Below are 14,454 nucleotides of genomic sequence, written 5' to 3'. Positions count from 1 at the left end.
TATTACTTAAATGTTGCATTAGAGATTAAGCCTAGTTTTTTCAATAGTCTAGATGATGATTTAGGTCTGTTTGTAAGAAGTATCTAAATGTAAAGATTAAACTTAACCGCCCATCGAGGCGGTTTTTTTATGCATTATAGTGCCGCCACGTTTCTTGTTGAAAAGTCCTTGAACTTTGATTTGGTCAGCATGCTATCGATAATACGGAACAGGGCTTTTTATCCTCTTCTTCCAACTGCTGTATCAGGTGATACGCTCGGAAACAGATTTATCCACGATACTGACTTCTTCGGGAACATTGCCCGACATATGCACGAGCTCGTCAATACTGACCCCCGAAATATTTTGCCAGTTTATCGGCCACCTCGATGGAGACATCACGCTCGCCCTTTTCCATTTTTGAATAGTTGGACGGATGGACGCCTACGCATTGGCCACTTCCTTCTGCAACAATCCCTTTTGTTCCCTGTACGCCTTTAAGTCTCAGCTATGTTCATACTGCATATATTGCACATGTTATATATGTGCAGTACAAAAGTAGTCAAATCGTATAGTTTTATCAATATAATAATCAATACGAACATTTATAGTTGTCAATACGGAATCTAATAAGTAGTTTTGCAATAGTCATATTGTCTAAAAAATAGTTTGAACTATGCTGAACACCACCAACCCCAATAGCTACGAATACCACACGAAACACTTGCAGGTCAATATCCTCGGGGGAATGAAGACCAATAAGCTTGAAAGTCTGCGCATCACGATGAGCATACAAAAGCCCGAAAGCTACAATGTACTGCGCCACAGCCTCGACCTGTACAACGACAACCAAGTGGAAAAGTTTACCCGAAAAATAGCGGAGCGGTTGGAGATAGGTACGAGCGTAACGAGAAGAACCCTGCAAGACTTAACGAAGGAACTCGAAAACTATAGATTCCTTCTGTTAGAAAAAGAGGCATCCGCCAACGCACCTTACCGAAAAGAACTTAGCGCACGTGAAATCAAAGAAGCCGAAACCTTCTTAAGGTCTAAAGACCTATTGAAAAAGACCAACAAATTAATCGGGCAAAGTGGCGTAATCGGAGAAGAGAACAACAGGCAAACCATGTTTTTAATCTTTACGAGCAGAAAGACAAACAATCCTTTGCATTGCATCAGCTTGGGAAGTTCCGGAACGGGAAAAACACATCTGCAATCAAAAGTAGCAGAACTGATACCGGAAGAAGATAAAGTTGAGATAACGGTTTTATCCGCAAACGCATTTTACTACTTCAACAGAACCGAACTACAACATAAATTGATATTGATAGAAGACTTGGACGGAGCGGAAAGTGTGCTATATCCTTTACGGGAACTGCAATCGAAAAAGCGTATCACAAAAACGGTAGTCCATAAAGACAGCAAGGGAACTACAAAAACAATCCACTTGACCGTCGAGGGCCCTGTAAGTGTTGCGGGCTGTACCACACAGGAAAGTATTTACGAAGATAATAGCAACCGTAGTTTTTTACTCTACATCGACGAGAGCGAAATACAGGATAAAAAAATAATGGATTACCAGCGGTTGATTAGCGCAGGGAAAGTCAATGGCGAAAAGGAACACAATGCCAAAGAATTATTGAAAAACGTGCAACGGGTTCTAAAGCCCATCAAAGTCATAAACCCTTATGCTGAATTTTTGGAGCTGCCAAAATCGGTCTTTAAACCCCGACGGACAAACTCACATTATCTACAGTTCATAGAAGCGATTACATTTTACAAACAGTACCAACGGGAAAAGCAATATGACAAAGATACTGGAGAGGAATACATCGAAACAGAAATCGAGGATATACAGGAAGCCAACGAATTGATTATCGATATTCTACTGCGCAAAAGCGACACCCTTACGGGAGCATGCCGAAACCATTTAGAGAACTTGAAAACCTACCTAATCAATAACAATCAAACGACTTTTACCAACTCGGAAATCCGCAGGAATCTACGCATCAAGGAAAGTACGTTGCGTTGGTATCACAAACAATTATTGGCGGAGAACTACATCCATAGAATCAAAAAGGCAAAGACCAAAAGCTATTGTTTTGAAATCGTTGACCTGGGCGAATACGATAACCTACGAAAGCAAATAGACAAAGCCCTGCAAGACTGTATCGACCGCATAAAAGGCAAAAAATAACAATTGCCCGTCGAGGCTCTCGACCCGCAAAGTCGCAACCAACTCGCAAATATACTTTTTGCGAGGTCAATCGAATAACTATCAGTCAGTTAACTACAACTCGCAATACAACTCGAAAAATGCAACCGACCTATAAAAGTTGGTAGCACCAACAGGCAAAAAAATGAAGAAACTGAAACTAGAGAATCGAAGCTACAAAGAATTATTGATTGCCTTTAAAGACTGGTTAGGGATTTTGGGGTATAGCAGAAGTGCCAAAGAAAGTTATCCGAATTGCTTAAAAGAGTTCCTCCACAACATGGAGGAAAAAGGACATTACAAATTAGATGCCATTACAGCAACTACCATAAAAGACTATTACGATTATCTGAAAGAACGACCCAACCAAAGGACGGACGGCGCACTTAGTAAGGCAGCGCTCAACCAACACCAACAAGCACTTCGAAAATTTAATGAATACCTGAAAAAACATAATGGAAAACCTATGCCCGTGCATCTACGAGCGGAAGCCAAAAAAGAGGAAGGTTGGCAAACGGTACTGACCCAAGAGGAAATAAAGGAACTCTTTGAAGCTGCCGAACATAGTTATGTAATGCGTCATGTATGCCTACGGGATAAAGCGATGTTGGTGGCATTGTACAGTTGCGGGCTACGGGTCAACGAAGCTGTACACCTTGACCGAAGGGATATCCTTTTTGATAGGGAACTGGTCTTTGTTCGAAAAGGGAAAAACTATAAAGAAAGGTTCGTACCCATCAATTATAGAAACCTGAAAATACTGGAAGATTACCTGTACGATGCACGGTTGGAATTTTACAAAGCCAACGAAAGCGAAGCTTTTTTTATCGGACAGCAGGGCAAACGATTGGGGCGGCAAAGTTTTGGTAACCGTTTAGGTATCCTTGTGAAGCTGACGGGAAATAGTGAACTAAAAGAAAAAAAGATTACACCACATACGTTGCGCCATAGCATTGCCACACATCTTTTAGAGCAGGGTGCACCGATGGAAAGCATACAACAATTTTTAGGTCATTCCTCATTGGAGACCACACAGCTCTACACCCATTTAACAGAAAAAGTATGATGGACTTTAGAAAATATCTTGAAAAAGAACGGTTCACTAAAAGCAGTATCAAGACATATACCTTCCAAGCCGAAAAGTTTATGGAATGGATGGAAAAGGAAGGACAAGACCTGATACATTTTAATTATAAAAAAGCGGTCAGCTATGTAGCATATCTGCAAAAACGGCATACCAACATTAGAACGATCAACGGCAAGATAGCTGCCACAAGACAGTACTTCAATTTTCTTGTAGAAAAATGCGAATGCGCCGAAAACCCTTTTGCCGAATTATTGGTCAAGGGCGACAAGACCAAAAAGATGTTGCAGAATATTCTATCGTCCGATGAACTCGAAGATCTGTATTACAGTTACCCTACGGATATGGATATGAGAAGAAGCGGACAACTTGCCGACAAACGCAATAAAGTTATGATCGGGTTGATGGTCTATCAGGGTTTATCGACAACGGATATGAAACGATTGCAAAATGAACATGTACAACCGAAAAAAGGGAAAGTCTATATACCATCGGGTAAAATAGGTGGTCGTAGAGAACTGCCTTTGATGCCTTGGCAGGTCATGGAACTATTGGAATATATAAATGAAATACAACCAGAGTTGGCACGAAGAAAAGGAACGAACGGGGAAGAGCTGTTCCCCGTTACAAACGGTCGGCTTACCGATACCGTTGCCAACATCATAAAAAAACTGCGAAAGGTCAACCACAAAGTCAAAAATATCCATCAGATACGTGCAAGCGTAATCGTAAATTGGCTCTCAAAATACAACCTTAGAAAAGTACAGATAATGGCAGGGCATAGAAGGATAAGCACCACCGAAAAATATGTACAGGAAAATCTACAGCAACTACAACAGGTCATAAACCAGTACCACCCTTTAAGCTAAAAAGGCCCCACAAAACAGAACCCAGTTTTTTGCGAAAAAGCAAAAAGCTCCTGTGTTCTGTTTTGTTCCGCTCGCCACCACTTCTATGGTTTTAGGTCATATTTTTTGTAGCCAAACCAAAGCAACACTTTACAAGTTGTTCGTGCCTCACAATTGCAAACAGTTGCGCCAACGCTCGAAACAAAAAATCCGCCATAAAAACCATCCCAAGCTAAGTTACATAATTTGCATTATAATACCGCCGCCAGATCCACCGCTGCGCCAAAGCGGTAAGTTATAATGTAAACTATGTAAAATAGCCGCACTTCCACAGCTCAAATCCGAACCAAAAAAAGCTTACTCGGTCGGGACGCTCAATCGTCGCTAGCCTATCATTTTAAAAAAGACCGATTCTCCGCAGCATCGCCAGCCCCTAAATCGTTCTTTTTTAAAACGCTCCCTTGTTTGTCAAATCCCCGAGCTTCGGGAAAACGCCCCGAACTTTATCCAATAGGAAAAGCCATCATCCCCCAAATCTTACCAAAACTAATACTATGAAGTGCGCGGCTTGCGAAAAGGTGCGCGTCGGCAAGAGCGGATATTTTACATAATAAACTTTTATAGTGCCTGACCAGAGAAGTATAAAAGCTATTATGTAACATAGCTTTGGAAAATGACCTTGCCCCGTTGCCGTTCGCAACTCTTTTTTACCGCTGACCGACAATATTAAAATACCGAAAAAGTGTTGTAGGCAACATCAGGGGCTAGGGCATTATGCGGCTGCAAGGAAGCAGGGCAGGTACAGAGGTTTTTGAGGCACGAAAATACTGGACTTGCCCTGCGCGGACTTAATGGTTAGATACTTCCAATCCGTAGGAAAAACCACAATAAAAAGACCTGAAAAACGTTATATTTATCTTAGCTAAAGACAACGTTCTTGAACATACTGAAAAACTTCTTTTTTAGGTGCGTCCGCCGAAAATATGCGACCGCTTTACAAAATTTTGCTATAGTTATAGGTACGACCCCCTGAACCGAATTACAGGCGCTACTGACAATACGAACGATTATAATGTCAGTAACATATCCTACGACAAGAACGGTAATATCCAGACTTTAAATCGAAACGGCTATCAGGGTGGTTCGACGTTTACCGATATGGATATTCTGGACTATGATTACGATAGCGGGAACAAGCTGTTGAAAGTAGCCGATACGGGAAACAAGGTACATGGCTTTAAAGATGGTACAAATACCAACGACGACTTTGAATACGACATTAACGGAAATTTAAAAATTGACCGTAACAAGGGAATCACCTCCATAACCTACAACCATCTGAACCTGCCCGAACAAGTCAACTTCGGGAGCGATAACATCAAATATGTTTACGATGCTTACGGTGTGAAACTGAAAAGGACTTCCAGTACGGGAACGGAAACACTCTACGCCAACGGGTATGTTTACGAAGGAGGTGTCGGGAATGCGCAATTGCAATTTTTCAATCATCCCGAAGGGTATGTAACGCCCGATGGACAAGGCGGATATGACTATGTCTATAACTATACTGACCACCTAGGTTCGGTAAGGCTTAGTTATACCGATGCCGACAATGATGGAAATATCGACCCTGCGAACGAGATAATCGAGGAAAACAACTATTACCCCTTCGGTCTTCTTATGCGCAGTGCCACGGCGACCGTAAGCCCATATGGCAACAGTGCCGCCAAGCGTTGGAAGTTCAACGGCAAGGAACTCGATAATGGTCTTAACATCGATACCTATGATTTTGGGGCGAGGAACTACGACCCCGCGATCGGGCGTTGGATGAACCTTGACCCGCTGGCGGAACAGATGCGGAGGCACTCGCCTTACAATTATGCTTTTGACAATCCTATTTTCTTTATCGATCCTGATGGGATGGCACCAACTTATAATTGGGGTGCTGGTAGATATGAAGACGAAGACGGTAATGAGGTAAGTTGGGATACGGTACAAAAAGAGTACGGTTTAAATTCATCTGGAGAAGGGGATTGTTGTAATGATAACCCAGTAGCTAAAATGATGAAACGAGCAAAAAATGCATTACTTCACGCATTTGGGTTAGATATAAAATCAGCGAGCGATGAGCTTGATGAAGCACAAAGTGAGGAAGATGTAGCATCTGCAATAGCATATTTAAAAGAATCGCAAGAAAATCTTGATACAACCAATGAAAATCTGAAGGATGTTGCTGAAATCCTGGCAACCATTGAGCCAACAGGTTTAACAGGTGTTTATTACGAATATACACTAGGGGACAGTAATTCGGACAAAGCTTTAGCTGTTTTAGCAATAATACCATTTACCAAACTAGCGAAAGGAGCTAAAGTCATTAAATTCATACAGGCTGGAAAGAAAGTTGAAGCTTTGGTGCCAAGCGGTTTTAAAGTCGTGAAAGGTCAATATTCAAGGGGGCAGAAAGTCTATTCTAATGGCAAACTTTTTATTTCACCTGATGTAGACGGACATAATGGAGGTATTTGGAAAGCGGCTAATAGTTTAAGAGATTTGGGCAGTAAAAAGACTAGATTAGGTACATTTGACGGACTTTTTCAAAAAATAGGCGATTAATGACAAAATTCCAAATATCTAAATACGACCCAGCATTTAAAACGGAAGAAGGTAAATATCTAAAGGATGATTGGACTTCGATAAGCGATATCGGTAAGATTTATGATGGTAAATTATTAACTGTCGATGATTATTTGGATGTGGAAGCCAAGTATATCAATGTAATTAAAAAGATTTTAGATGAAACAGAAAGCTCCTATTTGAGGGTAGTTGGTTTAGAAAAGTTTGACGATTCTCTAAATAAAATAGATAACGTCCCTTACGATAATAAAAGTGATGAAATCTATAAATCGTTAGAGGAAGGAAAAGTACTGAATTTAAATGATGCGATTATTTTAACGAAATTAATACTAAGAGAAAATGTATGGTGCTACCTAACTAACAAATACGTTACAATCCAAATTGGAAATGACTATTACTTAAATGTTGCATTAGAGATTAAGCCTAGTTTTTTCAATAGTCTAGATGATGATTTAGGTCTGTTTGTAAGAAGTATCTAAATGTAAAGATTAAACTTAACCGCCCATCGAGGCGGTTTTTTTATGCATTATAGTGCCGCCACGTTCTTGTTGAAAAAGTCCTTGAACTTTGATTTGGTCAGCATGCTATCGATAATACGGAACAGGGCTTTTTTATCCTCTTCTTCCAACTGCTGTATCAGGTTGATACGCTCGGAAACAGATTTATCCACGATACTGACTTCTTCGGGAACATTGCCCGACATATGCACGAGCTCGTCAATACTGACCCCGAAATATTTTGCCAGTTTATCGGCCACCTCGATGGAGACATCACGCTCGCCCTTTTCCATTTTTGAATAGTTGGACGGATGGACGCCTACGGCATTGGCCACTTCCTTCTGCAACAATCCCTTTTGTTCCCTGTACGCCTTTAAGTTCTCAGCTATGTTCATACTGCATATATTGCACATGTTATATATGTGCAGTACAAAAGTAGTCAAATCGTATAGTTTTATCAATATAATAATCAATACGAACATTTATAGTTGTCAATACGGAATCTAATAAGTAGTTTTGCAATAGTCATATTGTCTAAAAATAGTTTGAACTATGCTGAACACCACCAACCCCAATAGCTACGAATACCACACGAAACACTTGCAGGTCAATATCCTCGGGGGAATGAAGACCAATAAGCTTGAAAGTCTGCGCATCACGATGAGCATACAAAAGCCCGAAAGCTACAATGTACTGCGCCACAGCCTCGACCTGTACAACGACAACCAAGTGGAAAAGTTTACCCGAAAAATAGCGGAGCGGTTGGAGATAGGTACGAGCGTAACGAGAAGAACCCTGCAAGACTTAACGAAGGAACTCGAAAACTATAGATTCCTTCTGTTAGAAAAAGAGGCATCCGCCAACGCACCTTACCGAAAAGAACTTAGCGCACGTGAAATCAAAGAAGCCGAAACCTTCTTAAGGTCTAAAGACCTATTGAAAAAGACCAACAAATTAATCGGGCAAAGTGGCGTAATCGGAGAAGAGAACAACAGGCAAACCATGTTTTTAATCTTTACGAGCAGAAAGACAAACAATCCTTTGCATTGCATCAGCTTGGGAAGTTCCGGAACGGGAAAAACACATCTGCAATCAAAAGTAGCAGAACTGATACCGGAAGAAGATAAAGTTGAGATAACGGTTTTATCCGCAAACGCATTTTACTACTTCAACAGAACCGAACTACAACATAAATTGATATTGATAGAAGACTTGGACGGAGCGGAAAGTGTGCTATATCCTTTACGGGAACTGCAATCGAAAAAGCGTATCACAAAAACGGTAGTCCATAAAGACAGCAAGGGAACTACAAAAACAATCCACTTGACCGTCGAGGGCCCTGTAAGTGTTGCGGGCTGTACCACACAGGAAAGTATTTACGAAGATAATAGCAACCGTAGTTTTTTACTCTACATCGACGAGAGCGAAATACAGGATAAAAAAATAATGGATTACCAGCGGTTGATTAGCGCAGGGAAAGTCAATGGCGAAAAGGAACACAATGCCAAAGAATTATTGAAAAACGTGCAACGGGTTCTAAAGCCCATCAAAGTCATAAACCCTTATGCTGAATTTTTGGAGCTGCCAAAATCGGTCTTTAAACCCCGACGGACAAACTCACATTATCTACAGTTCATAGAAGCGATTACATTTTACAAACAGTACCAACGGGAAAGCAATATGACAAAGATACTGGAGAGGAATACATCGAAACAGAAATCGAGGATATACAGGAAGCCAACGAATTGATTATCGATATTCTACTGCGCAAAAGCGACACCCTTACGGGAGCATGCCGAAACCATTTAGAGAACTTGAAAACCTACCTAATCAATAACAATCAAACGACTTTTACCAACTCGGAAATCCGCAGGAATCTACGCATCAAGGAAAGTACGTTGCGTTGGTATCACAAACAATTATTGGCGGAGAACTACATCCATAGAATCAAAAAGGCAAAGACCAAAAGCTATTGTTTTGAAATCGTTGACCTGGGCGAATACGATAACCTACGAAAGCAAATAGACAAAGCCCTGCAAGACTGTATCGACCGCATAAAAGGCAAAAAATAACAATTGCCCGTCGAGGCTCTCGACCCGCAAAGTCGCAACCAACTCGCAAATATACTTTTTGCGAGGTCAATCGAATAACTATCAGTCAGTTAACTACAACTCGCAATACAACTCGAAAAATGCAACCGACCTATAAAAGTTGGTAGCACCAACAGGCAAAAAAATGAAGAAACTGAAACTAGAGAATCGAAGCTACAAAGAATTATTGATTGCCTTTAAAGACTGGTTAGGGATTTTGGGGTATAGCAGAAGTGCCAAAGAAAGTTATCCGAATTGCTTAAAAGAGTTCCTCCACAACATGGAGGAAAAAGGACATTACAAATTAGATGCCATTACAGCAACTACCATAAAAGACTATTACGATTATCTGAAAGAACGACCCAACCAAAGGACGGACGGCGCACTTAGTAAGGCAGCGCTCAACCAACACCAACAAGCACTTCGAAAATTTAATGAATACCTGAAAAAACATAATGGAAAACCTATGCCCGTGCATCTACGAGCGGAAGCCAAAAAAGAGGAAGGTTGGCAAACGGTACTGACCCAAGAGGAAATAAAGGAACTCTTTGAAGCTGCCGAACATAGTTATGTAATGCGTCATGTATGCCTACGGGATAAAGCGATGTTGGTGGCATTGTACAGTTGCGGGCTACGGGTCAACGAAGCTGTACACCTTGACCGAAGGGATATCCTTTTTGATAGGGAACTGGTCTTTGTTCGAAAAGGGAAAAACTATAAAGAAAGGTTCGTACCCATCAATTATAGAAACCTGAAAATACTGGAAGATTACCTGTACGATGCACGGTTGGAATTTTACAAAGCCAACGAAAGCGAAGCTTTTTTTATCGGACAGCAGGGCAAACGATTGGGGCGGCAAAGTTTTGGTAACCGTTTAGGTATCCTTGTGAAGCTGACGGGAAATAGTGAACTAAAAGAAAAAAAGATTACACCACATACGTTGCGCCATAGCATTGCCACACATCTTTTAGAGCAGGGTGCACCGATGGAAAGCATACAACAATTTTTAGGTCATTCCTCATTGGAGACCACACAGCTCTACACCCATTTAACAGAAAAAGTATGATGGACTTTAGAAAATATCTTGAAAAAGAACGGTTCACTAAAAGCAGTATCAAGACATATACCTTCCAAGCCGAAAAGTTTATGGAATGGATGGAAAAGGAAGGACAAGACCTGATACATTTTAATTATAAAAAAGCGGTCAGCTATGTAGCATATCTGCAAAAACGGCATACCAACATTAGAACGATCAACGGCAAGATAGCTGCCACAAGACAGTACTTCAATTTTCTTGTAGAAAAATGCGAATGCGCCGAAAACCCTTTTGCCGAATTATTGGTCAAGGGCGACAAGACCAAAAAGATGTTGCAGAATATTCTATCGTCCGATGAACTCGAAGATCTGTATTACAGTTACCCTACGGATATGGATATGAGAAGAAGCGGACAACTTGCCGACAAACGCAATAAAGTTATGATCGGGTTGATGGTCTATCAGGGTTTATCGACAACGGATATGAAACGATTGCAAAATGAACATGTACAACCGAAAAAAGGGAAAGTCTATATACCATCGGGTAAAATAGGTGGTCGTAGAGAACTGCCTTTGATGCCTTGGCAGGTCATGGAACTATTGGAATATATAAATGAAATACAACCAGAGTTGGCACGAAGAAAAGGAACGAACGGGGAAGAGCTGTTCCCCGTTACAAACGGTCGGCTTACCGATACCGTTGCCAACATCATAAAAAAACTGCGAAAGGTCAACCACAAAGTCAAAAATATCCATCAGATACGTGCAAGCGTAATCGTAAATTGGCTCTCAAAATACAACCTTAGAAAAGTACAGATAATGGCAGGGCATAGAAGGATAAGCACCACCGAAAAATATGTACAGGAAAATCTACAGCAACTACAACAGGTCATAAACCAGTACCACCCTTTAAGCTAAAAAGGCCCCACAAAACAGAACCCAGTTTTTTGCGAAAAAGCAAAAAGCTCCTGTGTTCTGTTTTGTTCCGCTCGCCACCACTTCTATGGTTTTTAGGTCATATTTTTTGTAGCCAAACCAAAGCAACACTTTACAAGTTGTTCGTGCCTCACAATTGCAAACAGTTGCGCCAACGCTCGAAACAAAAAATCCGCCATAAAAACCATCCCAAGCTAAGTTACATAATTTGCATTATAATACCGCCGCCAGATCCACCGCTGCGCCAAAGCGGTAAGTTATAATGTAAACTATGTAAAATAGCCGCACTTCCACAGCTCAAATCCGAACCAAAAAAAGCTTACTCGGTCGGGACGCTCAATCGTCGCTAGCCTATCATTTTAAAAAAGACCGATTCTCCGCAGCATCGCCAGCCCCTAAATCGTTCTTTTTTAAAACGCTCCCTTGTTTGTCAAATCCCCGAGCTTCGGGAAAACGCCCCGAACTTTATCCAATAGGAAAAGCCATCATCCCCCAAATCTTACCAAAACTAATACTATGAAGTGCGCGGCTTGCGAAAAGGTGCGCGTCGGCAAGAGCGGATATTTTACATAATAAACTTTTATAGTGCCTGACCAGAGAAGTATAAAAGCTATTATGTAACATAGCTTTGGAAAATGACCTTGCCCCGTTGCCGTTCGCAACTCTTTTTTACCGCTGACCGACAATATTAAAATACCGAAAAAGTGTTGTAGGCAACATCAGGGGCTAGGGCATTATGCGGCTGCAAGGAAGCAGGGCAGGTACAGAGGTTTTTGAGGCACGAAAATACTGGACTTGCCCTGCGCGGACTTAATGGTTAGATACTTCCAATCCGTAGGAAAAACCACAATAAAAAGACCTGAAAAACGTTATATTTATCTTAGCTAAAGACAACGTTCTTGAACATACTGAAAAACTTCTTTTTTAGGTGCGTCCGCCGAAAATATGCGACCGCTTTACAAAATTTTGCTATAGTTATAGGTACGATGCACTCAACCGAATCATAGCAGCTACGGACAACACGAACAACTATAACGTCAGTAACATCGGGTACGATAAAAACGGAAATATTCAAAGCCTGACAAGAAATGGGTATCAGAACAGTTCCAACTTTACGAACATGGACGTTCTGGACTACGATTACGACAACGGTAATAAACTGACAAAAGTTACGGACGGTGGAAACGGTGCCCACGGTTTTAAGGACGGGACGAACACCAACGACGACTTTGAATACGATATTAACGGAAACCTAAAAATTGACCGTAACAAAGGAATTACTTCAATTGAATACAACCACCTGAACCTACCTACTCAAGTTGAGTTTGATAATAGCAGTCAAAAGACTATTACTTATGTTTATGATGCTTTAGGTATCAAACTAGAGAAGAAAACAAATAATAATGGTTCTTTGAATACAACTAAGTATGATGGAGGATTTGTTTATCAAAATGATATTCTTCAATTTTTTCCACATCCTGAAGGTTATGTATCGGTCGAAAATGGCAGCTATAAGTACATTTACAACTATACTGACCATCTTGGTTCAGTAAGACTTAGCTATACAGATGCCGATAACAACGGCAGCATAGACTCTGACAACGAAATAGTGGAAGAAAACAATCATTACCCATTCGGCTTACAGCAAAAAGGCTACAATAATAACGTATCTTCTCTTGGTAATTCCACGGCTAAAAAATGGAAGTATGCGAATGAAGAGTTTGAAGAGGATTTAGGTAAAAATACCATAGCTTATCAATGGAGAGACTACGATCCTACAATTGGTAGGTTTAATAAAATAGATAGGTTAGCCGAGAATTATCATCCTATTTCGCCATATTCTTTTACAGCTAACAATCCTATGGTTTATAGAGAAATACAAGGAGATAGCATAGATGTATCCCAAATAGTAGAATATGACAATGATAACGGAACTAGTATACTTGATAACATAAAAAAAGATTTAAGTACTATTACTGGACTTTCATTCGAGCTTAAAAACGGTAAACTTATTCATACTACAGATGATGATGGAAATGCTATAATTGCTACCGATAGTGACGGAAATCAATTAGGTAGTTCAGAGGCAAGAGGTGCAGTTATAGGCGCTTTAAGTTCCACAGATATTGCAAAAGCACAAATTGTAGATAGTGGAGGCTCTAGAGTTACAAATGATTTAGGAGAAACAGAAGTTGGAGGAAATAATATAAATTTAGATATAGGTCAAATAACAAATCAGTTTATAGGGGGTGCAAGAGAAGTAGATAATCGTACAATGGGCTTTGGTATGACTTTTATACATGAATCACTACATTCAAATGTTGCTGATGGTGGTGCTAATAGAGATTTTGTGGGAGACACAAATGTAGATGTCAGAACGGGGCCAGTAGTAGACAGGATGAACATAATAAGAGGTCAACTAAATTCTCAAGGTTTTAACTTTGGACAGAGACAAACATATGGAGCAAGAAGCTTTAACGTTCAAGGGCAGACAATAAATACAGTTCTATTTGGAGGTAATATTAAGACTGTCCATCCAATGCCTTTAACCAACGGAAGATTTTTAGGGCCGAGAATAGAATATTAAAAAATGAGGATATGCAAATTAAATATAGAATAGGAGCTTTATTATTGTTTTTGATGTTTTTTGGATGCGCTCCATTTAAAATTACCCAAGAAAATTTTAAAAAGAGAATAATTAAAGATTATCCTGAAAAAAGTATTTGCTTTAGAGTGGATGAATCAGGAAAAATACTGAATTCTGTTATGTATAGTTACTATACTAAAAAGCTTGGGAAGAGCTATGAAGATTTTCTTACCATAAAGAAAGCGAATAATGATTACAAAAGTTCACTCCAAAATAGTTTTGAAAGCGGAAGTGATTGTGATTTGGTAGTTCTGTCAGGAAGTTCAGGGGATAGTTTATATGCAGCAATCGTCTACCCCTACAAAGCTAATATTAAACAAAGTTCAGAAGAGTATCCTAGATGGTTTTACGAGGGTAGAAAATATTTAACTTATTTAGAAAACAAAAAATTACAGACAGATACTTTTTATATTCAACATAATCCACCAATAGATAATCCTTGGATTCATGAAAAAAATAAGAAAATCAATGATAAGTAGTTAAGATATC

13 protein-coding genes are annotated in these 14,454 nt (G+C 40.1%); 11 read left to right on the top strand and 2 right to left on the bottom strand.

The window, feature by feature from the left end; translation table 11 throughout:
* Positions 1-322: 322 nt before the first annotated feature.
* The gene (locus EJ994_RS17800) at positions 323-454 is read right to left on the bottom strand and encodes a helix-turn-helix domain-containing protein (RefSeq protein ID WP_410504187.1); all 132 of its coding nucleotides are present in this window, start codon (positions 452-454) and stop codon (positions 323-325) included.
* Positions 455-655: 201 nt separating this feature from the next.
* Between EJ994_RS17800 and EJ994_RS17360 the strand changes: the two genes are divergently transcribed.
* The 5 genes from EJ994_RS17360 to EJ994_RS17340 all read left to right on the top strand — a co-directional run bounded on the left by EJ994_RS17360 (position 656) and on the right by EJ994_RS17340 (position 7,239).
* Entirely contained in the window at positions 656-2,176 is a 1,521-nt protein-coding gene (locus EJ994_RS17360) for a hypothetical protein (RefSeq protein WP_126590661.1), read from the top strand.
* A 163-nt stretch (positions 2,177-2,339) separates the two neighbouring features.
* Entirely contained in the window at positions 2,340-3,260 is a 921-nt protein-coding gene (locus tag EJ994_RS17355) for a tyrosine-type recombinase/integrase (RefSeq protein ID WP_126590660.1), read from the top strand.
* Positions 3,257-4,147: a tyrosine-type recombinase/integrase gene (locus EJ994_RS17350; RefSeq protein WP_126590653.1), complete on the top strand. Its 891-nt coding sequence runs from the start codon at positions 3,257-3,259 to the stop codon at positions 4,145-4,147. Before EJ994_RS17355 ends, EJ994_RS17350 begins: the two co-directional genes overlap by 4 nt.
* Before the next feature lie 945 nt (positions 4,148-5,092).
* The gene (locus EJ994_RS17345; protein ID WP_126590659.1) at positions 5,093-6,739 is read left to right on the top strand and encodes a toxin C-terminal domain-containing protein; all 1,647 of its coding nucleotides are present in this window, start codon (positions 5,093-5,095) and stop codon (positions 6,737-6,739) included.
* Positions 6,739-7,239 carry a hypothetical protein gene (locus EJ994_RS17340; protein ID WP_126590658.1) on the top strand — a complete coding sequence of 167 codons (501 nt, stop codon included), beginning with the start codon at positions 6,739-6,741 and terminating at the stop codon, positions 7,237-7,239. The genes EJ994_RS17345 and EJ994_RS17340 overlap by 1 nt, the downstream gene beginning before the upstream one ends.
* 47 nt (positions 7,240-7,286) lie before the next feature.
* Here the strand turns inward: EJ994_RS17340 and EJ994_RS17335 are convergent, their stop codons facing one another.
* Positions 7,287-7,652: a helix-turn-helix domain-containing protein gene (locus EJ994_RS17335; RefSeq protein ID WP_126590657.1), complete on the bottom strand. Its 366-nt coding sequence runs from the start codon at positions 7,650-7,652 to the stop codon at positions 7,287-7,289.
* 157 nt (positions 7,653-7,809) lie between these two features.
* Here EJ994_RS17335 and EJ994_RS17330 point away from each other — a divergent pair, with 157 nt between their 5' ends.
* The 6 genes from EJ994_RS17330 to EJ994_RS17305 all read left to right on the top strand — a co-directional run bounded on the left by EJ994_RS17330 (position 7,810) and on the right by EJ994_RS17305 (position 14,444).
* Positions 7,810-9,006, top strand: a complete 1,197-nt coding sequence (locus EJ994_RS17330) for a hypothetical protein (RefSeq protein WP_126593612.1) — start codon at positions 7,810-7,812, stop codon at positions 9,004-9,006.
* Positions 9,003-9,329, top strand: a complete 327-nt coding sequence (locus EJ994_RS17325; RefSeq protein WP_126593611.1) for a hypothetical protein — start codon at positions 9,003-9,005, stop codon at positions 9,327-9,329. The genes EJ994_RS17330 and EJ994_RS17325 overlap by 4 nt, the downstream gene beginning before the upstream one ends.
* 163 nt (positions 9,330-9,492) lie before the next feature.
* The gene (locus tag EJ994_RS17320) at positions 9,493-10,413 is read left to right on the top strand and encodes a tyrosine-type recombinase/integrase (RefSeq protein ID WP_126590660.1); all 921 of its coding nucleotides are present in this window, start codon (positions 9,493-9,495) and stop codon (positions 10,411-10,413) included.
* On the top strand, positions 10,410-11,300 hold the full coding sequence (locus tag EJ994_RS17315) for a tyrosine-type recombinase/integrase (RefSeq protein ID WP_126590653.1): 891 nt from the start codon (positions 10,410-10,412) through the stop codon (positions 11,298-11,300). The genes EJ994_RS17320 and EJ994_RS17315 overlap by 4 nt, the downstream gene beginning before the upstream one ends.
* A gap of 946 nt (positions 11,301-12,246) precedes the next feature.
* Positions 12,247-13,905 (top strand): RHS repeat domain-containing protein, encoded by a 1,659-nt coding sequence (locus tag EJ994_RS17310; RefSeq protein ID WP_126593607.1) that lies wholly within the window; start codon positions 12,247-12,249, stop codon positions 13,903-13,905.
* An 11-nt stretch (positions 13,906-13,916) separates the two neighbouring features.
* A complete protein-coding gene (locus tag EJ994_RS17305; protein ID WP_126593606.1) occupies positions 13,917-14,444 on the top strand; it encodes a hypothetical protein in 528 nt (175 codons plus the stop codon).
* The last annotated feature ends 10 nt before the right edge of the window (positions 14,445-14,454 follow it).

This window comes from Maribacter sp. MJ134 (assembly GCF_003970695.1).
Taxonomy (GTDB): Bacteria; Bacteroidota; Bacteroidia; order Flavobacteriales; family Flavobacteriaceae; genus Maribacter.
This window is presented reverse-complemented; position numbering and strand designations above follow the sequence as displayed.

What these genes read in the sequence shown, in the direction of transcription:
- EJ994_RS17360 (WP_126590661.1), top strand. Translation starts at nt 656, where the DNA reads ATGCTGAACACCACCAACCCCAATAGCTACGAATACCACACGAAACAC.
- EJ994_RS17355 (WP_126590660.1), top strand. Translation starts at nt 2,340, where the DNA reads ATGAAGAAACTGAAACTAGAGAATCGAAGCTACAAAGAATTATTGATT.
- EJ994_RS17350 (WP_126590653.1), top strand. Translation starts at nt 3,257, where the DNA reads ATGATGGACTTTAGAAAATATCTTGAAAAAGAACGGTTCACTAAAAGC.
- EJ994_RS17340 (WP_126590658.1), top strand. Translation starts at nt 6,739, where the DNA reads ATGACAAAATTCCAAATATCTAAATACGACCCAGCATTTAAAACGGAA.
- EJ994_RS17335 (WP_126590657.1), bottom strand. Translation starts at nt 7,652, where the DNA reads ATGAACATAGCTGAGAACTTAAAGGCGTACAGGGAACAAAAGGGATTG.
- EJ994_RS17330 (WP_126593612.1), top strand. Translation starts at nt 7,810, where the DNA reads ATGCTGAACACCACCAACCCCAATAGCTACGAATACCACACGAAACAC.
- EJ994_RS17320 (WP_126590660.1), top strand. Translation starts at nt 9,493, where the DNA reads ATGAAGAAACTGAAACTAGAGAATCGAAGCTACAAAGAATTATTGATT.
- EJ994_RS17315 (WP_126590653.1), top strand. Translation starts at nt 10,410, where the DNA reads ATGATGGACTTTAGAAAATATCTTGAAAAAGAACGGTTCACTAAAAGC.
- EJ994_RS17305 (WP_126593606.1), top strand. Translation starts at nt 13,917, where the DNA reads ATGCAAATTAAATATAGAATAGGAGCTTTATTATTGTTTTTGATGTTT.